Origin of the sequence: Pokkaliibacter sp. MBI-7 (genome assembly GCF_029846635.1) — a bacterium.
Lineage (GTDB): Bacteria > Pseudomonadota > Gammaproteobacteria > Pseudomonadales > Balneatricaceae > Pokkaliibacter.
In genome coordinates this window covers 2,645,865-2,665,872 of sequence record NZ_JARVTG010000001.1, presented here as the reverse complement: position 1 = coordinate 2,665,872, position 20,008 = coordinate 2,645,865, and the positions used below count along the sequence as shown (strand labels likewise).

The window sequence follows — 20,008 nt, the reverse complement described above, 5'->3', positions numbered from 1 at the left end:
CCACAGCAATAGTGGATAACTCGCAGTTGCGCTGGCGTTTTACCGCGCTGTCGCGGCTCGGAAACAGCCAAAATAGCAACGCGCCCCTCATTTGTCAGTAGCTTGCCGAGGGGGTTGCCCCTCAAATGTCAATGAAAGCCCCCCACTTATCAGTATTGGCCGCATTCCCCAGAGATAATTCAGGACTTATGCACAGGCTGGTCGGTCGTCCAGGGCGTTTTGTGGTGTGCGCAGAAGGAATGATTGGAGGGAAGGGTGTTGGAAATCAGAAGGGATAGAGATGGTGTTTAAACCCAGAGTCACCGTTTGCAGTGCACCAAGTCATTATGAACCCAGGCACTTGCCACCATGTCGTTCTCGCACAGCTCGTCACAGGCCGCGCCGACCTGTTCGCGCCACTTCTTTGCTCTGGTTGATTCTGAGCCGCACATCAACCGAAAGGTCTCCAGCTTAAGCGGATAGGGCTCTTTGTGGGATGCGAAGTAGTCGAACATCCGCCGGGCTGTGGGCGACAGCTTGCGGTACTTTTCCCAGACGAATTTCGAATAGTGATCGCCAGCGAAGAGCACGACGATTTCTTCGTCGATTTCAACCTGGCATAGAGATGTTTTCTTGCCTCGATCCAAGACGCGGAATCGATGGATAAGCGACAGTGATTCGAGGCGGCCGATCCGCGCGGAGGAAAAGGCCATTGCGGACGCCTGGAGGCGAGACAAGCATTCTTCGGCCTTGGTGTAATAGGCTTTGTTGATCGACCAACCCAAATCCTGGCAAAGTCTGTAGAACGTGAAAGTAATTGGCTCGCCCAATGGCGACCGTTTGGAATATTCCAGTACCTGCTGCCAAACCAGCTCGTCGTCCTGAGCGCGCAGCTCAACACCTGTATAGGTTATATTCACGTCTTTGTTGACATGGTAAATGGGGTGGTTCTGCAAGGCCGCACGGGGAGTGCGCTTGTTGCGCACAGTGAACAGCGCCGATCGAGAGTAGTCGTTCGGCATGACCCGCATATTGTCGGACCAGGGAGCAATGTCGAATAGCGAGAGTTGCAGGTCTTTTATCTCCTGCTTCGTGTGTTGAAGTAGAGCCGCCTGCTTCGCTTCATCCACTCTCGCAGCCAGCACTTCGGCGGCTGGCTTGCGGTGCTTTTTATTGCCCTCCATATATCTACTAGCAGGCTTCATCAGACTCAACCAGACGAGACGCCAGCCAGGATTCAAGTTGGTCGACCCGATAGCGCAGTGTCCGCTCTCCAGCCAGACGATAGGGTCGGGGGAAAGTTGGATCGTTGGCCCGGATTCGTTGAAGCGTTGGCGCGGAAATCTTCAGTAGAGCCGTTACTTCGTGCACTGACAGAAGCTGTAGATGCCCGTGACCAGTGTCACTTTCGATTTGGATTGTCTGCTGCATAGGTTCCCCTGATGAATTTGATCACAGGGGTAATTTTGCTGGGTGGCGTCTAAAAACCTCGCCTCTGGAAGTGCCCTTTTCGGGCGCAAAGAACGAGAATCACGAGAGAACTTTCACATGTGAAAGTTTTCATCAATGATTAAAGCCAGCATGATGCTGGTTTTAACGGGGTGGATCTCAATTCGAGCCGTCCCAGTCCGGGAAGATCTCGGACGCCAAGTCGCGCCGCGCCTTATCTACGTCGACGCCGTTCAAGCGCTCCAGTGTCCTTTCCTGGGCGTTCTTGCGGCTACCGTCAATGTTGAAGTCGCTACCGGCTCCGGTCAGGCTGTCGAGGTTTAGCGAGCTCGGGTCCGGAAACTTGCCGTTCTGTTGCAGAATCCCAAGCCACTCGTCCAGGTTGACCTTGCTCCAGTCAATCTCTGCGATCTTATCCAGCGGGATACCGCCGCATTGGGGATTCTCGGCGTTCCCGAAGTTCATGCCTAGCTGAGGACGAACCTGCTCCTGGACAATGCGAGACAACGGTGTAGTGGTCAACTATTTCCGGACAGCTTCTTAGCCTCTTTTTCCCTCATCACCGGAGTTAAACCACCGTTGTGGCAATGAGGCCTCTGTTCGTTGTAATAGCTCATCAGGTAGTCACCGATATCCTTGATCGCCTGATCCAGGCTGGTGTATCCACACTTCGGTACCCACTCACTTTTCACACTGCGAAAGAGCCGCTCCATCGGTGCATTGACGCTCCTATGTCAAGGCACCCGTACTGATTCTGCCAGGTCCGCGAGGATCAGAGGATACAGCTCTCTGGCGATATACCGTTTCAGACACCGACGGATCTCCTTCGTTGAGAGGCCTTCCCCCATTCGACGTTCCACATAGGCCCGCGTTCGGGGCTCACTGCGCATACGCACCATAGCAATGGTCCATAGCGCGTTGTTGGCCGTCCGGCTGCCACCTCGGTTGAGGCGGTGCCGGATGGTCTTACCAGACGATGCCGGCAACGGATTGGCGCCACACAGGGCCGCTAATGCCGCTTCGCTTTTCAGCCGTTCAGGATTATCACCTGCGACTGACAGCAGCACTGCGGCGGTCTGTGGCCCGACCCCAAACTGATTCCTCAAGCGCTTAGCATGCTGTTTCGTAAGGGCATCCAACACCTTGTCATGTTCGTCTACTTCGTCAGCCAATGCACGCCAACGTTTGGCAAGGGAGCTTAAAGTGGCCGCCAATACCTGTAAGTGCGGCGTATCCCCAAGCGTGCGTAACCGTGCACAGATCGCCACACAGGCCTCAGGTTTACTACGCCACAGCCGGGCGCGAATATCAGCAGGCGCACTCACCAGTAGCGCCCGTAGTTGGTTAATCGCCTGGGTTTTGGCTTTGACGGCACTCCGCCGCGCAACACAGGCAATGCGCAAGGCCTCAGCCACACCGGATTGCTCTTTGGGGATGGCGGTTGCCCGACCGGCCAGAACGGCACGCGCTGCGTTTTCCGCATCAATCGGATCCGACTTGCCCTGGAGCCGTCTCCGGCTTCGGTCGGGTCTATTCACCTCATACACGATAACGCCGTGATCCCGTAAAACCTGGACCAGGCCCGCGCCATAGGTGCCCGTACCTTCTACCCCTGCACGGGTTAGCTTTCCGAACGATTGCGCCCAGGTCAGTAGCTTGAGGTAACCGGTTGTATTCGTATCAACCTGGAGTTCTCCCAACAACTGACCCGTGTTGCTAACCAGGACACCCATATGAATATCCAAATGAGTATCCACGCCAAGAATGACGTCGTGTGCGTTCGACTGATGGTTCATGCGCTTTTCCTCTGACAAGGACGCATCACCAATCCTGAGCGCAGGACAGGACACAAGGGTGCGGTGCAAAGCTCCTATTAGGTCACAAACGCCAGGCCTGGTAATGCCAGGGAACGTCAGGACCCAATCGACAGGTCAACGCAAAGGCATGTGATGTAGGCCAATCCCAGCACGGGTCAGATTGGGCTGACGTTCACAAGCATAATGGACTAAGTATCCCAGCAGTTACCACGCCGACTCATGCTTTGAACCATCCGATACCGCCACAGCCGCTGGCGGTATTCCAGACTGCTGTACTGACACCCCTGGTCGGAGTGGAACATGACCCCTTGCGGCCGGCCACGCAAGCGATAAGCCATCTCCAGTGCCCGCAAGGTCAGCGTCGTATCCACACTGGCAGACATCGCCCAGCCCACCACTCGACGGGCATAAAGGTCCATTACAACAGCAAGATAGGACCACTGCTCACCCGTCCAGATGTAGGTGATATCGCCACACCACACCTGATTGGGCTGCACGGTATCAAAAGCACGATCCAGACGATTCGGCACCACCGCATGCACCTGCCGGGCCTGCTTATAACGATGTTTCCCCGGTTGACGGCTCATGAGACCGGCTTCCGCCATCAGACGTGTAACCTTGTACCGCCCCATCTCAACGCCCTGCATGGCCAGCAGCTTCATCACCGTACGAGCACCGGCAGAACCCTGACTGGCCGCAAACAAGGCTCTTACCTGAGCGCGTTCGTTCATGCGTTGAACGTCGGGCAGCATCGCTCTTTTTTGGCGGTCATAGCAGGTCGATGTCGGTAGTTCAAACAACTCACACAACAGTGCCACAGGCCAGTTATTACTGAACGAACGGATCAGCGCTTGTACTTGATCTCGTCCGACATCAAGAGCGCGGTCGCCTTTTTTAGTATCTCTTTCTCCATTTCCAAACGCTGGATACGCTTTTGTAGCTCCTGAATCTGACGCTGCTCAGGGGTTAAGGCCTGACTCCCTGAGCGCACCACGCCATGCTGTTCACGTTCTACCTGTTTGATCCAGCGTCGCAGCGCCGTAGGGCCGATTCCCAGCGCTTGACAGGCTTCCGTTACGGAATAGCCTTTCTCGGTCACTAACGAGACGGCCTCCAGTTTGAACTCTGGAGTAAAGGACTGACGACGTTTGCTCATAAACAAGACACCTCACTGAGCGCGTTAGAATAACGCTTTACCGAGTGCCCGAAATCATTGAGCCACTACAGCGGGGAATCCCTTATTGAGAGAACTTGCGTTATGCAGCGTCTTTCCTGTCGGTCTTCCCCGCCGGTGATTAACCTTCAACTCGAAGTATTAGTTTACCGTCCTTGCAAACTAATACGGGGCGGCGCTGGGCTCGACTAAGCATTCCCCGCAATAAATGCGGACCTAGACCGGTTTCCTTACTAGCGACCTTTAAGGCTTCAGCGCTAGTCACCAAGCCATCACCAGCTCGCTCCACTGGAGTTACAAGCCAATCCCCGTATCCTTCCAGTATCATCAGTTTCAGTGTATTGATAACCAAGATCGGAGTGATAGGGCCGCACACTTCATGAGCTTCCAGCAGGCTATCCATGCTTGCCCATACCTGTTCCAGTTCGTCCTGAAGCTGGCGTTCCCGAAGTTTCAGTTGGACCAGTGCCGTATTCATGAACCACCTCCTTGCTTAACGGCAAAATAACGCGAAACTGGAGCCAGATAACCCCCAGCCTGTTCTCGTCCAGCCCCAGCAGCTGACTCAATGATATCCGCTGTTTTGTTTGCCAAGGCATCATCGCCCATTTCACTCCGGAGTTGAGCCCGATATTCCTGTTCCTTTCCATCGCTTGTGCCCAGGATGGACGAGGCAAACAACCGAGCTCCCGCATCCGAATGGAGGCCATGCTCTTGTATCGCGGTCTGCATGGCCAAATTACGAAACTCATCTCCGTATTGCTGAACAAAGGCCTGCGCATGCTCTGCACCTGCTTCGCTCGCACTAGCAAGCGCTGCCGCGAAGAACATGCCACGCTCGCGAACCGACATGTCCTTAGCCGCCTCGGATAGATCCGATTTTCCAGTGAGCCATTCCTTGGCTGCATAGAAACCGGATACGCCTGCTCCGATGATCTCTCTACCCAGGTTGGCCGCACCAGTAGCCAGGAATCCAGGAAGGCCATATTGATCTTTGATGTACTGATCCCCTTTGTGCGCGTCTGCAATGAACTGATCGCGCTGCTCGGGAGTCATTCGTGCCAGTTGGTTCATCGAGTTGGCAAAATCATTTGAGAACCCATCCATGGCTGCCCCTGAGCCGCCAACGATATTGTCGAAGAATCGACCAGCCCCTTCGGTCGAGGCAAAGATATTGGATGCGGTGGAAGGCTCTACATTGGAGTTCATTATCTGCGTTCTCAGTGAACCTAGTCGCTCACCTTGGAACGAATCCTTTTGATTGGTATGAGCGTCCTGTACCCGGCTCAAATTATTGTCATGTTGCTGGAATACTACATCCTCACCAGGCACGCGGCTTTCAGCCTGAGTGCGCTGTCTCTGGGTCATACGAGTTGGGTCTTGGAGTTTCGAGGGGTTAGAAAGACCAGTGATTGCCGGAGCTTGCTGGACAAGCAACTGGTTCTCGTTAAACCGCCCCACACCCTTTGTGACGACACCACCTGTAGCAGCCGAGATGGCCTCAGCCGCAACAGTCTGCTCGGCTCCCTTGCCGGAGTTTAAAAGCGCGTATATTTGCCCACCGGCTAACGCCTGCGCGGAATCCATTCCCAATGCCTGATAAAACCGTGCTTTTTCGGCAGCGGCCTGACGAGTCTCCGGCGACGCCATACGCATTCCATTCTGTAACACGGTGCTTGCAGCTGGACTACCAACGGTAGAGGCGGCCAATGCCCGCATATCCATTTGACTGGCCGTGCCAATTGAGCTCTGAGCGGAGGAAAGGCGCTGATAAGTATTTTGAGCGCTAACGGCTTGTGTCGCGGATTGGGAAAGTTGCTCGCGTTGTTCCTCACCCAATGAATTGGTGAACCGCTGGCCTGACTCGGTGTTGGTTTGTCGCGCCAGATCTTGGGTCAACGCTGCGGAATCATCCTTGGAAAAGCCCAAATTCTTTGTCAACTTATCCAGATCCGTGGTCAGTTGCTGACGCTGATCCGTCGACCTGGACTCAGCAGACCCCGAAACATCTCCCTGTACTCTCAAAGGTGCATCTTTGCCAACTGCTCCCGACGCAGCAGCAATTCGACCTATAGGCCCACCAATCACCGCAGCAAGCTTACCTGCATCAACTGATCCTGAAGCCTTCGTAGCCATAGCACCAGCTATGGCATCAGTGTGTGTTTCCGACAATCCGTACTGCCGTGCGTAATCCTGAGCCTGACCGTAGATTGCCTTGGCCTGGCTCGAATCTGATGCTCTGAGGGTTTGGCCCAGTCCCTGCAACCTGGCGTAACTCTGTTCAGCCGATGCACCGGAGAAAACCGAGTTTGAGAGCTGCTCTGAGAAATTCCGCGTGGCTTGGGCAGATGCGGCCTGGCTGCTGCTAACCACCGAACTCAGGGTTTGTCCGATGTTCACCTTATCGACAAGCGACTCGGCTCCGGAGGCCATGGCACCACTGAACTGGTTGTACGAAAACGCCGGTTGGCCCTTCATTACCGGATCTTGCTGCAGAAGATCAGGCGACTGCATTTTCTCGTTTACGTGGTCACCGCCATTGATGCGCGAGGCAAGGCTGGTAAAGGCATAGGTGCTGCCAGTGACGATGAACAAGGAAATGATCGGCGTAGCCGCGGCCAACATACCACCCGTCGCGATCCAGTGTTGCAGCACGTCACCTGTCGATGACAGCGCATACATAGAATCGAGCCCGGAGCTACTCAGGCTAGACATCTCCTTGGATGCCGCCGTGTGAACAAATAGGTTGATGATGGACAGCACTGGCATCCAAAGCTGAATCCAGAGGATAGTCTGTACATACTTGCCCGCCAGTTGGAGACCAAAACTACCCATGACAATGATGAAGGCAATGATCGGCGTGATGGCGTAGATGAATCCTTCGAAGAAGGTCAACATAGGGCGAACCACCGTCATGAACATGGACTGTTCCGCCGCCCACTGGGTATTCCGCTGCTGAATGGCCTGGTTAATCATCAGCGCGGCGCCGTAGTCCTGTAAGTCCTGGTAGCGACCAGCGGCAGCCTCGTAATAGAGGGGCTCCAGTACCGACGCTTTCAAATAGTCGATGGATGAGGTTGTCGAAGCCCCCATTGCTTGCAGCGAATCACCGATTTTGGTGATGGCGTCATCGCCGGTGGTGGTATCGACTCCTAGCAGGTTGTTCAGGGCATCCACCACAGGACTATTCAGATTCGCAGTGGCGCTACTGATGGCGACCCACCCGTCGGTACAGGTGTAGTCTGTCCCGTCAGGATTGGCCGCAGAGAGGTAAAGGCGAGTCCCATAGAGCTGGGAGTTAAAACGAAGCGCTGTGTCTGTTGGACGACTCATGAGTTCATCCAAGGACATCAGTCTGAGGTCAACCTTGGTTAGAGTGCATTCTCGGATGTAGTTGTTCCAGGAAAGGCGCACATCGATGTATCCACCGCCATTGGCCGCGTTCAAGGCCGTGAAAACTCCGGTATTATAAGCTCTTCTACGAACGTCGTTTAGCAGCTTCAAAGTCTCCGCAAAGTGGCTTTCCGTGACGTTAGGTACGATAACCCCATATCCGGTCTCGAAGAGGTTGGTAATGGTGTACCCAACGTTGGAGATCATCCCGCCCGCAAAACCAACCAATAGCGGGACGTTGGCAACGACACGCACCTCGCCTGTATAGGCGTCTTCAATAGTCACGGTCGTTGTGGGCCCAAAAGAGCAGGCATAGATGAGCCATCCCAGCAAGACCTGCTGGAAGTTGATTTGTTTTGCTCCCTGAAAAACTGACTGGATACAGATGATGAGAACACCGAGCAGCAAGCCAATGCTGACCATTTTCTCGAAGTCCCCGGTACCAGTGATCATGGACATCGCAATCAGGATTTGCTCCAAGAATGCCGAGTCCCCGATAGAGTGAATTGTAAACATAGGCGTATTCTCCCGAAATTTGGAGATAGCCTATTCGCTCAATCCTCTTTACCACGACTCTGTAACTGCCCAATTTTGGCGTTTTACCCAATTATCCCAACTTTTTCCTTTCAGAACATATTTCCATTTTTTTCAAGAAGATGCCTGCATGTTATTGCGTTTTTGAAGACCTATGGCAACCTAATTCCATTGCTATAGGAGAAACCTCAATGACGAAGAAATTAACCGTAATAATTCTTGCAGCCGGACTGGCCTCAGGCTGCGCAACGACGACAAGCAGCTACCAATACAAGGAAGACCATAGTCTCGCTTACAACTTGGCTAAGGCCGGAGGCCTCTACGACGCCAGGGATTACGACATCCCCAGGGACCAACGAGACGGCGTTATCAGCAAGGGATGGGATGTCACGGGTGACGCACTGCTGTTCAATTCCGGACATGGGCTCGGATTGGACTGGGGCAAGTCACTGGGCTTGGGCTTGTTAACCAGTGCCTTTGCGCCAAAGGGCGTTATGGAGCGAGACAGCATATTTGGCTGGGTTCCGGAAACAAAAGCAGGTAATGCAGGGGAAGCCTGGGAACTGATGTCGAACACCCTGCTCGATGGCATTGAGAAGTCCTTACAGCAGGCGAATGTCAAATATGTTGTCGATAACAAGAATCTGCATCAGGATCTACCCCTGGTGTCGGAATACATTCTTTCCTCGGTGCGGATTGTCGCTCCCGAGCACGGTTGCCCTGACTGGGATACCGCCAATCGAGACTATGATCAGTCCTGTTATGTGGCCACGACCGTGTATGCCCCCACAAAGGCGCCGAGAAAAGCTCCTGATTTTGTGGCAGGCGAGCAGAACGGTTATGGCTTCTATGCGGATGACGAAACGGATTACTCCCGCATCAAAGTGAACATCCCCAAGGGTTCGAGCCTGGACAAGAACCAGTTGCTTGCAGGCATCAGCCGGGAGCTTCCGTCATGGGCATTTATCTTCGTTGCATCGCAAAAGCTGGACACCGGCGGCTACACTGCACCGGTGATCCTGACAGCAGGGAAGGCGGAACTATTCATCACACCGGATCAAGGATGAGCGTGTGGCATGATGCCCTGGAGATCGGTCTGCTTCCTCTGGAAGAGACCGGCCTCTACTGTGATGGCATGACGTATGTGATCAGCCACCTGCTTCGGAAAGCCGACATCCCACATCGGTGCTACATGGGGTATGTGAAAGACGAGAAACGTGGCGACCTGGTGGCGCCGCACTGCTGGGTCGAACTGGATGGCGATGGTGATTGGATTGTCGATCTCCGGCTACGTACCTGGTTGGGAGATGATGACGAGGTGCCTCATGGGGTATTCCAAACCACCAGGTGGCCCCGGTTCACCTACAGGGGAAAGCCTATGAAAGGTATCGATCTGGATGAGGAAGCCGTCACGACTATGACCGACGGAAAACTTTCACATGTGAAAGTTCATAGATGATGTAGTTTGGGTGCGTTACATGTCACGCAAAGGCTTCAATGCTCAGAGCCGTTTTTCCGGGATTTGTTATAGAGATACAAACTTCCGAAGGTCACCACGGTAAAAAATGCGAGCAAACTCAGCATGGCAATTGTGAATGTATCCATGGTGCTCATCCTCCCTATCCAAACGTTCTATAATCAGATTTTAACCAAACTGGCGAGGTATTCCAGTGGCAAGAACACTAGAGCAGCTCCTGGAGCAGGAGAAACCCGAGGTTGTGGCCGAGGCCAAACGCAAGGCATCTCTGATGCTCCGCATCGTGGATGAGCAGACGACTGCCAAACAGGATCATGAAGCCGATTCAGTAGATTCCCCTTCCCAGAAATAACAAAGGGCCAGACAAGCTGGCCCTTTGTTATTATCGAGGCGCATATCCTGATTCAGCAAGACTCTTCTGCAATGCAGATAAAGCCTCTCTCATCAAATACGCATCTTCGTCATCCACCGCATTGATCCGAACCTCGTTCCAGCCGATACGCTTAACGAGTTGAGCCAAAGCCCAGGCATGGCGATCAGATAACTCAGTGGTGATTGTGATGGTGTCTTCCATTTTTCCTCCTTAAATAGCAGGAGGGGAAGCCCCCAGGGCTTCCCCTGAGGGTTTTGCGATTAATGGACCAAGAACGGTTCATCGCTGTCACTTTCAGCAATCGTCAAATCGATAGTGAAAGTTATTTCGACGCGATCCACGGTCTGGTTGAACTCGCGAGCGTGTTCAACCAGATTGTTTCGAAACACGGTTTCCGCCTCGTCATGGGATAAGGCCTCCACCGTTTCAGCCACCAACTCGCCTTCTTGCCCGGTGTAATTGACCTCGCGGTAATACACGCGGCCACATACGTCGAACTGATGGATTTCTTTTTGAGTTTGTCCCAGCATTTTCATTCTCCAAGAGTTTAAAAGCCGGGACTTAGCCCAACCGGGCAAAGTACCCGGCAGGGTGATTTAAGATAACAAGGGCTATCGTTCTGAAAGGTTATTCACACCTTGGCTGACAAGAACTTCTTGTTGGAAGCAATTGCAGCTCGCTCAGAAACCAGTTCCTCTTCAAGCGGCGCGCATTCGATGGCATCGAAAACTCCGGATTGATTGCTACCGGAGGTAGCTCTCAACCATTCTCCGTTCAATGAACTGCTGACAGTAGCCAGCGGACTGACGACCCGTACGGGCCGCGTTTTTCTCAAGGACCGATATACCGCCATCGACGCCGCGTTTAATAGCTTGGCAACGATGGAAGCTCCGAAAGCAATGACGCCAACGGTAACAATCATGATCAAAACGAAAGTGGAAAAGTACATAAACACCTCCAATTAATTGGAATTGAAGGGGCTACACCGCGTAACCGGTGAACCCCGGTTACGGGATGGATTGATAGTTTGCTGTTTGTTTTTGGCGACCAGCTATCGCACTCACTCAGCCAGAGGCTGAAGTTGTGAACACTGTAACAGCCAAGGCGCCGGGGGATACTCGCTGGAACTGCCCTTTTTGGGCGCATAGGTCAATAATTGAGATGAAGGAATTTTGTAGAAGGGAGAAGTTGTTGTGGCATCTGGCGAATATAGGGCTTCTGATTCTGCTCATCCTGGGGCTGGTTGTCGCTGCCTATAATCCTGGTATGGTGCTAGTGTTGTTGGTGATCTTGGGTATCTTTCGCTTGGCTCGGCTTCGAAAGAACGCCGCAGCGGGCAGTAGGGAGAGCATTTATCGACGTCGAAAGAAAAAGAGGAAAGGAGGATTCCAGGACTCCTATGACTATGACCAGAAATGTCACATCGGCATGAGTGAGGACTAACCCGGTGCTCTACCAACTTTTGGCCGGGGAGGATCACCCGCGCGACCAAGCAATTCCCACAGGAGTCGGAGCGCATAGAAGTGATCGCGCAATGTCGGCGCACTCAGCCTCTGGTGTCTGGCGTAGTATCTGTGGATATGGGCTCTTCCGACCTGGGACGGGGATTTGACGCCTTTCTCATTGGCCGCAATGTCCTCCAGGGCCGCTATCAGACGTTTCACCATCGCCCGCCTTGCGGTCTTTCCGCCATGGCGGACATAGACATGTGATCTTTCTCTAACCCATTTTTCCATTGGTTCCTCCAGATATTACTTACCCCAGATAGGAGTTTGTTACGTCGATACGCCCATGGCCCAGCTCTCGCGCAACCTCCGACCGGATCTCTTTGTCCAGCATCCTGGCGTGGGCCACGGATACCCCAAGTTCCTTGGCAAGGTATTCATGATGGGCACGGCCATGCTTCATTCCGGCTTTTACCGGGCATTCCGCGCCCAGCAGGTCCCGGTAGCGGGTTTGAGCGTAGTGGTGCCGTTCACCATGGAAGTTCACCGGATGGCGGCCAATCTCCCGGTAGGCTTCTTGCCGAAACTCGCGATAACTCTGCTCGGCAGGGATCATGCTGCGGCCATCCTGTATGGCGGCTGCTCGCTGGAGCGCGGTAATTTGAGCATCACTGGTGATCGGAACGGTGCGCGCTCGGCCCCCCTTGGTGCCATCCTTTATGCTTACGGAGCCGGTTTTCTCGGCCTCTCTCAGCGCCCTAGCAGCATCCAGCTTGGCCGATTCCTCGAACCGCAGACCAAAATTACGCTGTAGTTCCAGCAAAGCCCCAAGACGCTCGGAGGCTGCCCCCATAGCGGCATTATGGGCCGCTTCCGAAACACTCCGGTCGCCAGTGGCGATACCTGAGCGCTTTGGAAGTCCGCCCTCGGAGACGGGGTCTACACGTACCTGTCGGTCGCCTCGCGCAATCTCCATCACCCGATTCACTGCGCTCAGGTAGTTCTGCGCCGTGGATGGCGCGATTTCTCCCCGCTCGTAGCGATCATTAAGGTGCGCCGCATAAGCGACCAAATGAGCCTTTTCTATATCCCGCATGTCCTTAATGCCCTGTTCGGACTTAATCCAGGCGCTAAACACGCTCCATCGGTCGTGGATCGTGGCTATGGACTGGAAACTCTTCATACCTTCCTTCAGTGCGTTCAGGCCTGCCTTGCCCATATCGCGACTTCGGAGACCAAAATTCCGGGAATCCGGATTAGTCCGCTCTGAGCGCATCGTGTGCTCCTTATGATCTTGTTAATCAACGTGTTGCTGGCCCGTCCGTACTCGGTGGTAAGTGAAACGCAGTTTTTAATTAGCTCTGCATGCTAAGGCCAACGCTGGGGATTTCGCCCAGGCACAGGGCAGATAAACCGATGCCCACGGTCATTTCATACGAGCGGTACTGCTATGGAGCGAACTACTCATTCCACTGGCTGGTCTGTTCCGACGGAACAAACTGCCAGCAGATCCGGCTGGTACTGTCGTGTCATTCTCTGGAAAGGAAGCGCGAAGCGCGCCAACCGCCGAAGGCGGTATTGTTCGCGCACATTCGTGCGCGGGGCGAAAGCCTTGAGCCGTTGAGGCACAAGGCTTCCGTCGGGGGCTATACCCCCGTCTCTGTTTACGCCTACGGCGACAGAGACGGGGTGGAGCATCGAGTAAGCTGGAAATCCAGCACTCGTTCTGACGGATGAGGGAGGTCCTCTTGTATTTGGCCGCTCGGAATTGAGCACCAGGAACGCGACATAGCTGTCAGCCAGATCGCGATATGGAAGCCTGGTCGCTTGCGGAATGCACAAACGCAGGCAGCAGCAGAACGCTGCAAGCACAGTGATGATAAACATCTGATTTTCCTCCGGGGAGATAGGTTTTAGACGGAGGAGTGACCCTAGGGGACAGTCCCCCTGAGGGTTAACGAAGTGAAGGCAAACGCCTTGGATTTGGAAAAATGCTGTTTTGGGCCAGCTACCGTTTACAACTCATATATTAATCAAGCTGATAGAGCCGTCAAGTTCATCGTAAAGTGGGTCTGTCAAACGAACTGTGTAACTGCTCCCTTTCAGAGTGCGGCCAGCGGCACGCGCTCCTCCCCAAACATCACCTGAAAACTCTGTAGTGCCGGTTTCCAGTGATGAATAGCCTTCCAGTTCTTCGATGCTTCGCGGATAGCCAGAAAGAGTGACTTGAGTGCCGAATCGTCGTTCGGAAAAATGCGCCGATTACGTGTCAGTTTCCGCAGGCTCATGTTCAGGGATTCGATGGCGTTGGTCGTGTAGATCACTTTCCGGATCTCCGGCAGGAACTGGAAGAACGGTATGATGTTGTCCCAGTGACCGCGCCACAACCGCACCACCGCCCGATATTTCTCACCCCAATCGCTCTCAAAGTCATCCAGTTCGCGCACGGCTTCGTCCGCTGTCGCCGATGTGTAAATTCGCTTCAGGGCACCCACAACGACCTTGCTGTCTTTGGTGTTGACATAACGCAAGCTGGCGCGCACCAGATGCACAATACACAGCTGGGTCAACGTTTTCGGAAACACCGCGTTGACCGCTTCCGGCAACCCCTTCAGGCCGTCCATACTGGCGATGTAAATATCCTGCACGCCACGATGACGCAACTCCGTCAGCACCGACAACCAGAACTTCGCCCCTTCGCTTTCGGCCAGCCACAGACCCAGCACTTCTTTCTCGCCGCGCAGATTGACGCCAAGCACAACGTGCGCTGACTTGTTCACCACCTGCTTGTTGTGCTGTACCTTGACCACCAGACCATCCAGCCAGACGATGGGGTAAATCGCTTCCAGCGGTCGCGTCTGCCACGCTTTGGCTTCCTCCAGAACCGCATCAGTAACCTGGGCGATGAGTGTGTGCGAAATCGTCACACCGTATAAGTCCACCAGCGCACTCTCGATATCACGCGTGGTCATGCCCTTGGCGTACAGTGTCAGGATCTTGTCTTCCATCCCCGCCAGCCGAACTTGCCGCTTCTTGAGCAGCTGTGGCTCGAAGCGGCCTTCTCGGTCGCGGGGAGTCTCTATGAGCAAGTCGCCGACATCACTCTGCACCGTTTTACGGCTCTTGCCGTTACGGGTATTGCCCCGCTTGGCACCGGGCTCGGCTTTGTCGTGGCGGTCGTAGCCAAGGTGGTCGTCCATCTCGGCTTGCAGGCTGCGATTGATCATGTGTTGCAGCATCTGGGCGTACAGCTTGCTGACATCCTCCGGGGTCTTACATTCCTGAGTCAGCTCATCCAACATCTCTGGCGTTAGTGCCATGTAACTGCTCCTCGCGGTGTTCCCGCATCATCCCATAAACGCAGTTACACAGTTCAATTTACAGACCCCGTAAAGTGGCTTTTCGGTGGCTTTTCAGTGTCTTCTAAACTCTGAGAAGAAGCACCCACACATCAAGAAGTCGCTTCTTGGTTGGTTTTCGATGGTGACACAGTGACTCTCAGCTCAATCTTTGAAGTAAAGCATCAAAAAGCCACCTTTGGATGCTGTTTAGATGTTTAACCGGACCCATCTAAAAATGGCGATGCGTAGCCAAAATATTCGACTTGAGGAGTTCGCGTTGTATCCCATCTTTTTTGATAATTAGCAGGTCTATCCCGCTCTTTTGCGTATGTAAGAACAAGCCGACGCTTGGCACGGGATACACCAACAAAGAAAGCACACCGATTAGCATCTTGATCCCCAAAGAATATTTCGTTCTCAACGGCCATAATTATCGTTGAGTCGAACTCCAATCCTTTGCTCTTATGGATAGTCAGAATACGCACAGCCTGATCATCAGAGAAACGAGTCAAGGCTTGAGGCAAATCGGAGGTAAGTTCAAGCAATTCTTCAATGTGCGCTTTGGTATCTCTCACAACTTCACCTAACCTGGCATGTGACTCATAGTCAGGCGAGAGAGCAACAAGAGTCTCCATTCCTATTTTCTTCAGAAAGCTACACACAGAATCCCACCATCCCGAAAACGGCTCATCCAACAGCTCGGTCATGGTGATGATTTTTCTCTGCTCCTTGAAGAAGCGTTGGAAGCTTTGCCTAGCGCTAGACTGCACCTCATCATCAGCAAAGGGAATCAATTGATTCATAAGCCGAATCCAAGCTTTGGGCTCTCGCTGGCCATAGAGGCAGGACAAATAGTCAACAACGAGCCTTGCGGCAGGTTCGACAGTAATATCCTGCATATCCTGCTCGTTCCGGTACGGTATTCCCCTAACTTCCAATGCCGTCATCAAGTGGTTGGCATAAAGATCTAGTTGTTTGGACACTAATACGGCGATTTCGGACAACGGAACCTTTTCATTTCTTATCCACCCGGCAATCAAATCGGCCAAATACTCAGCTTCCCCCTGTGCATTCTCGAATTGCCATGCGAAAACCTCTCCCTCCTCACCAGCAAGTTGGTGATCAGGCATAACGGAAGCTGGATCAAGCACACGAATTATCTCGTTCTGCATCCGAAGCAGGCGTGGTTTTGAACGAAAGTTTCGGTACATGTTTAGTGGTACGGCAGAAAAATCCTTAGCGAACGTTTGGAAAATTCCGTCCAAAGCTCCTGCCCATCCCATGATTTTCTGCTTGGTGTCACCGACAGCGGTAAGACGAATGCTTGTACTTTGGAAGGCTACCTTAACGAGTTCATATTGCTGATCCGTGCAGTCTTGGAATTCATCCAAGAAAACATCGCTGTAAGTTTGGCGTATGGCATTTCTTGCAACAGTAGAAGCCCTGAGAATTTGAATAGCTAGCGGCACAAGATCATGAAATGTAATTTGCCTTCTTGTGACTTTTCTTTCGCCAATAGAATAATCCATATCCAGAGCATCATTACCAGTAAGCACTACTCGGAAGCGATCAATAATACGCTTTGCAAACGCATGAAATGTGTAGCTATCAAAACGGGAAGCCAATTCTTGTCCACAGCGGCGCTGGATTCGCTCCTTCAAGTTTTTGCTAGCGTCAACTTTGAAAGAAATAGCGAGTATTCTCTTCGGATAACGGCAGGTTCCGGTTCGGAGGAGGAAGTCAGCTCGCTGTGCAAGCATTTCCGTCTTGCCTGCTCCCGGCCCCGCAGTCAGTGCAAGACAGTGCGCTTGTTCCTTCGCAGCCAGCAGAGCATTTGGTTCAAGTGTTAGCCCATCCGAAGGCAACCATGCATCTAAAGCAATCACTCGGGCAGCTCCGCAAGTTTGGCTATCACGGCATCTGCAAGTCGTCCAAATGATCCTGGCATGTTGGCCAGCAATTCCTCGTTGCTCAGTTGAGCAAGAGCATCTATATGCGCAGCGGGCTTACTACCCAGTTTAAAAAGTTTGTGATACGTAGTGAAAAGATTTAACTCGTCTCCGCTGTATTGGTATGAGCCATGATGGCTCTTGCCCAAAACGGCTTTAATCGTAGACTCATCTGAAACCTCCTGCTGAACACCGTACGCATTAGGGAAAGCAAGAAGCATTGAAAAATCTAAATCCATTGGAAATGAGAAAAAAACACCACGTGTTTCCAGCTCTAAAAATACACTCTTGGTGCCATTTTCAAAGAAATGATGTGTACGAACAGGTACTTTGTCATCATTCCAATCTGATAAAGAAAAAGTAGTTGGTAGTACCTTTTCAGGTTGATACAAACCAAGTTGTTTATTTACATACTTTATTCTTCCCCAGCCCGCTTGATATCTGCCCACATCTAAATCGAGAAGGGTTAAAAATGGGATGTGCAATGCCGATAAAAGGCGCCAAAAATGGTTAACGTGTCGTCCTCCTAAAGGCGCAATCGTCACCGCGGATTCGTCAACAGGTACCCCTTTCGCACTGAAAATGCGTGGTAACACTATTTCTTCGCTATCCCCTTCACCCAAAACAACTAAACGTGAGAAGTAAATTTCAGGGAATGCTTGGACTGCCTCACGTACAAACTTGTGCGCTTCATCTTTTCTAGAGGGCAATTGGATTTTCGTAATTTTTGATTGCCGGGTTTTAGTAAGTCGAAGATATCGAATATATTCCGGATCGACACGTCGCAACATCGACGGAGCATGTGTAGCAATTAGGGCCTGAGCATCTTCGTTGCTCGTCATTGAGTTAAGGGCGCTAACAATTCTACCCAAATAGTGAGGTGAGAGGCTGTTCTCTGGTTCCTCAAGGGCTATTAAAGTAAAGACTGGCGGACGCAACTTTTCTGGGTCAAAAGAATCGTCCTCACCGGCAAGGACAGCACGCCCAATTGCTTGAGATGAAAGAACCAATGACAGATAGAGCATCGACTTCTGGCCGTCACTGAGTCGGGAAAAATCGACAAGATGTTCATCATGTCCAGGCGAGAATGATACGGACAAATGACGAAGCAACGCCTCGATCTCAGATGCTACAAAAGTAATCTTGGGATCTGTAAAGTAGCTGCCTTTATGAAGGGTGCTCCATGTTTTCTTCAGGTGGGCACTAAAAGCATTGACCGATGGATTAGCAGCCAAACTCTCACTAATCTGGTCGGTGAAACCTTTTACCTCCTCCCGTTCATTTTCCCAGTTCACCGCCCGTAGCAAGCGGCCAAGCAGCGCGTTAGTTCCGTACGCGATGTGGTCAGTCGGATCTCTTCTTGCGGGCAGATAGTGGACTTGTATGTGATTTCGTTCAGACCTGGGAACCGTTTGAGGATTTAGAGGTGAACCATCCGGGCCAGCTTCAAGCACATACACAAAAGTCTCATCGATATCCCCATCCAGGCCCATAGTGGCACTTAGGCGATATCGTACCCTAGGAATTCCATCAGGGTCATCAAGGCGCATGTGACTGAAATGGGGAGCAACGGTCGAGTTATCTTCTTCATCCTCCAACTCGGGGAACACGAAGTCCGCCTCAATCCATAACTGCCTTTCTTCGGGCGCTTCTTGTTCATCGTGCGGGACATGGAAGTCTGAGCGCTGAATACGGCGTAATGAAGGATCAAATGCAAACAGTCGGCACAAAGCCTGGAGTGCAGCAGTCTTGCCTGACCCGTTGGGTCTGTAAATTGAACTGTGTAACTGCGTTTATGGGATGATGCGGGAACACCGCGAGGAGCAGTTACATGGCACTAACGCCAGAGATGTTGGATGAGCTGACTCAGGAATGTAAGACCCCGGAGGATGTCAGCAAGCTGTACGCCCAGATGCTGCAACACATGATCAATCGCAGCCTGCAAGCCGAGATGGACGACCACCTTGGCTACGACCGCCACGACAAAGCCGAGCCCGGTGCCAAGCGGGGCAATACCCGTAACGGCAAGAGCCGTAAAACGGTGCAGAGTGATGTCGGCGACTTGCTCATAGAGACTCCCCGCGACCGAGAAGGCCGCTTCGAGCCACAGCTGCTCAAGAAGCGGCAAGTTCGGCTGGCGGGGATGGAAGACAAGATCCTGACACTGTACGCCAAGGGCATGACCACGCGTGATATCGAGAGTGCGCTGGTGGACTTATACGGTGTGACGATTTCGCACACACTCATCGCCCAGGTTACTGATGCGGTTCTGGAGGAAGCCAAAGCGTGGCAGACGCGACCGCTGGAAGCGATTTACCCCATCGTCTGGCTGGATGGTCTGGTGGTCAAGGTACAGCACAACAAGCAGGTGGTGAACAAGTCAGCGCACGTTGTGCTTGGCGTCAATCTGCGCGGCGAGAAAGAAGTGCTGGGTCTGTGGCTGGCCGAAAGCGAAGGGGCGAAGTTCTGGTTGTCGGTGCTGACGGAGTTGCGTCATCGTGGCGTGCAGGATATTTACATCGCCAGTATGGACGGCCTGAAGGGGTTGCCGGAAGCGGTCAACGCGGTGTTTCCGAAAACGTTGACCCAGCTGTGTATTGTGCATCTGGTGCGCGCCAGCTTGCGTTATGTCAACACCAAAGACAGCAAGGTCGTTGTGGGTGCCCTGAAGCGAATTTACACATCGGCGACAGCGGACGAAGCCGTGCGCGAACTGGATGACTTTGAGAGCGATTGGGGTGAGAAATATCGGGCGGTGGTGCGGTTGTGGCGCGGTCACTGGGACAACATCATACCGTTCTTCCAGTTCCTGCCGGAGATCCGGAAAGTGATCTACACGACCAACGCCATCGAATCCCTGAACATGAGCCTGCGGAAACTGACACGTAATCGGCGCATTTTTCCGAACGACGATTCGGCACTCAAGTCACTCTTTCTGGCTATCCGCGAAGCATCGAAGAACTGGAAGGCTATTCATCACTGGAAACCGGCACTACAGAGTTTTCAGGTGATGTTTGGGGAGGAGCGCGTGCCGCTGGCCGCACTCTGAAAGGGAGCAGTTACACAGTTCGTTTGAC

General features: G+C 52.8%; 16 protein-coding genes and 2 pseudogenes. 3 read left to right on the top strand and 15 right to left on the bottom strand.

The genetic code is table 11. The annotated features are described in order from the left end of the window. Positions 1–299: 299 nt before the first annotated feature. The 8 genes and pseudogenes from trfA to QCD60_RS11870 form a co-directional block, all read right to left on the bottom strand. On the bottom strand, positions 300–1,184 hold the full coding sequence (gene trfA, locus QCD60_RS11905) for a plasmid replication initiator TrfA (RefSeq protein ID WP_279785503.1): 885 nt from the start codon (positions 1,182–1,184) through the stop codon (positions 300–302). A gap of 403 nt (positions 1,185–1,587) precedes the next feature. Then, positions 1,588–1,938, bottom strand: a pseudogene (gene traN / locus QCD60_RS11900) (conjugal transfer protein TraN); the annotation flags it as partial. Positions 1,939–1,946: 8 nt separating this feature from the next. After that, positions 1,947–2,150 (bottom strand): annotated as a pseudogene (locus tag QCD60_RS11895) (integrase core domain-containing protein); the annotation flags it as partial. Positions 2,151–2,162: 12 nt separating this feature from the next. Further along, positions 2,163–3,224 carry an IS110 family transposase gene (locus QCD60_RS11890; protein ID WP_279785501.1) on the bottom strand — a complete coding sequence of 354 codons (1,062 nt, stop codon included), beginning with the start codon at positions 3,222–3,224 and terminating at the stop codon, positions 2,163–2,165. Positions 3,225–3,433: 209 nt separating this feature from the next. Continuing rightward, entirely contained in the window at positions 3,434–4,090 is a 657-nt protein-coding gene (locus QCD60_RS11885) for an IS3 family transposase (protein WP_279787918.1), read from the bottom strand. Continuing rightward, positions 4,090–4,401 carry a transposase gene (locus tag QCD60_RS11880; protein ID WP_279785498.1) on the bottom strand — a complete coding sequence of 104 codons (312 nt, stop codon included), beginning with the start codon at positions 4,399–4,401 and terminating at the stop codon, positions 4,090–4,092. The genes QCD60_RS11885 and QCD60_RS11880 overlap by 1 nt, the downstream gene beginning before the upstream one ends. A 139-nt stretch (positions 4,402–4,540) precedes the next feature. Continuing rightward, positions 4,541–4,897 carry a hypothetical protein gene (locus QCD60_RS11875; RefSeq protein WP_279785497.1) on the bottom strand — a complete coding sequence of 119 codons (357 nt, stop codon included), beginning with the start codon at positions 4,895–4,897 and terminating at the stop codon, positions 4,541–4,543. Further along, the gene (locus QCD60_RS11870; RefSeq protein ID WP_279785495.1) at positions 4,894–8,328 is read right to left on the bottom strand and encodes a conjugal transfer protein TraG N-terminal domain-containing protein; all 3,435 of its coding nucleotides are present in this window, start codon (positions 8,326–8,328) and stop codon (positions 4,894–4,896) included. The genes QCD60_RS11875 and QCD60_RS11870 overlap by 4 nt, the downstream gene beginning before the upstream one ends. A 209-nt stretch (positions 8,329–8,537) precedes the next feature. Between QCD60_RS11870 and QCD60_RS11865 the strand changes: the two genes are divergently transcribed. Continuing rightward, a complete protein-coding gene (locus QCD60_RS11865; protein ID WP_279785493.1) occupies positions 8,538–9,413 on the top strand; it encodes a hypothetical protein in 876 nt (291 codons plus the stop codon). After that, positions 9,410–9,805: a transglutaminase domain-containing protein gene (locus QCD60_RS11860; RefSeq protein ID WP_279785490.1), complete on the top strand. Its 396-nt coding sequence runs from the start codon at positions 9,410–9,412 to the stop codon at positions 9,803–9,805. The genes QCD60_RS11865 and QCD60_RS11860 overlap by 4 nt, the downstream gene beginning before the upstream one ends. 400 nt (positions 9,806–10,205) lie before the next feature. Here the strand turns inward: QCD60_RS11860 and QCD60_RS11855 are convergent, their stop codons facing one another. The 7 genes from QCD60_RS11855 to QCD60_RS11825 all read right to left on the bottom strand — a co-directional run bounded on the left by QCD60_RS11855 (position 10,206) and on the right by QCD60_RS11825 (position 18,706). Continuing rightward, positions 10,206–10,397, bottom strand: a complete 192-nt coding sequence (locus QCD60_RS11855) for a hypothetical protein (protein ID WP_279785488.1) — start codon at positions 10,395–10,397, stop codon at positions 10,206–10,208. Between the two features lie 59 nt (positions 10,398–10,456). Beyond that, positions 10,457–10,726: a hypothetical protein gene (locus QCD60_RS11850; RefSeq protein ID WP_279785486.1), complete on the bottom strand. Its 270-nt coding sequence runs from the start codon at positions 10,724–10,726 to the stop codon at positions 10,457–10,459. A 101-nt stretch (positions 10,727–10,827) separates the two neighbouring features. Further along, positions 10,828–11,145, bottom strand: a complete 318-nt coding sequence (locus QCD60_RS11845) for a hypothetical protein (RefSeq protein ID WP_279785484.1) — start codon at positions 11,143–11,145, stop codon at positions 10,828–10,830. A gap of 806 nt (positions 11,146–11,951) precedes the next feature. Beyond that, entirely contained in the window at positions 11,952–12,860 is a 909-nt protein-coding gene (locus QCD60_RS11840; protein WP_279785482.1) for an integrase domain-containing protein, read from the bottom strand. Between the two features lie 883 nt (positions 12,861–13,743). Then, complete coding sequence (locus QCD60_RS11835) at positions 13,744–14,961, bottom strand: IS256 family transposase (protein ID WP_279784912.1); 1,218 nt, start codon at positions 14,959–14,961, stop codon at positions 13,744–13,746. A gap of 236 nt (positions 14,962–15,197) precedes the next feature. Continuing rightward, on the bottom strand, positions 15,198–16,868 hold the full coding sequence (locus QCD60_RS11830; RefSeq protein ID WP_279785480.1) for an ATP-dependent helicase: 1,671 nt from the start codon (positions 16,866–16,868) through the stop codon (positions 15,198–15,200). Next, positions 16,865–18,706, bottom strand: a complete 1,842-nt coding sequence (locus QCD60_RS11825) for a TOPRIM nucleotidyl transferase/hydrolase domain-containing protein (RefSeq protein WP_279787917.1) — start codon at positions 18,704–18,706, stop codon at positions 16,865–16,867. The genes QCD60_RS11830 and QCD60_RS11825 overlap by 4 nt, the downstream gene beginning before the upstream one ends. A 56-nt stretch (positions 18,707–18,762) precedes the next feature. Here QCD60_RS11825 and QCD60_RS11820 point away from each other — a divergent pair, with 56 nt between their 5' ends. Further along, positions 18,763–19,980: an IS256 family transposase gene (locus QCD60_RS11820; RefSeq protein WP_279784912.1), complete on the top strand. Its 1,218-nt coding sequence runs from the start codon at positions 18,763–18,765 to the stop codon at positions 19,978–19,980. Positions 19,981–20,008 lie beyond the last annotated feature (28 nt).

Coding starts and splice junctions, on each gene's coding strand:
- trfA (WP_279785503.1), bottom strand. CDS start 1,184: ATGAAGCCTGCTAGTAGATATATGGAGGGCAATAAAAAGCACCGCAAG.
- QCD60_RS11890 (WP_279785501.1), bottom strand. CDS start 3,224: ATGAACCATCAGTCGAACGCACACGACGTCATTCTTGGCGTGGATACT.
- QCD60_RS11880 (WP_279785498.1), bottom strand. CDS start 4,401: ATGAGCAAACGTCGTCAGTCCTTTACTCCAGAGTTCAAACTGGAGGCC.
- QCD60_RS11875 (WP_279785497.1), bottom strand. CDS start 4,897: ATGAATACGGCACTGGTCCAACTGAAACTTCGGGAACGCCAGCTTCAG.
- QCD60_RS11870 (WP_279785495.1), bottom strand. CDS start 8,328: ATGTTTACAATTCACTCTATCGGGGACTCGGCATTCTTGGAGCAAATC.
- QCD60_RS11865 (WP_279785493.1), top strand. CDS start 8,538: ATGACGAAGAAATTAACCGTAATAATTCTTGCAGCCGGACTGGCCTCA.
- QCD60_RS11860 (WP_279785490.1), top strand. CDS start 9,410: ATGAGCGTGTGGCATGATGCCCTGGAGATCGGTCTGCTTCCTCTGGAA.
- QCD60_RS11855 (WP_279785488.1), bottom strand. CDS start 10,397: ATGGAAGACACCATCACAATCACCACTGAGTTATCTGATCGCCATGCC.
- QCD60_RS11850 (WP_279785486.1), bottom strand. CDS start 10,726: ATGCTGGGACAAACTCAAAAAGAAATCCATCAGTTCGACGTATGTGGC.
- QCD60_RS11845 (WP_279785484.1), bottom strand. CDS start 11,145: ATGTACTTTTCCACTTTCGTTTTGATCATGATTGTTACCGTTGGCGTC.
- QCD60_RS11840 (WP_279785482.1), bottom strand. CDS start 12,860: ATGGGCAAGGCAGGCCTGAACGCACTGAAGGAAGGTATGAAGAGTTTC.
- QCD60_RS11835 (WP_279784912.1), bottom strand. CDS start 14,961: ATGGCACTAACGCCAGAGATGTTGGATGAGCTGACTCAGGAATGTAAG.
- QCD60_RS11820 (WP_279784912.1), top strand. CDS start 18,763: ATGGCACTAACGCCAGAGATGTTGGATGAGCTGACTCAGGAATGTAAG.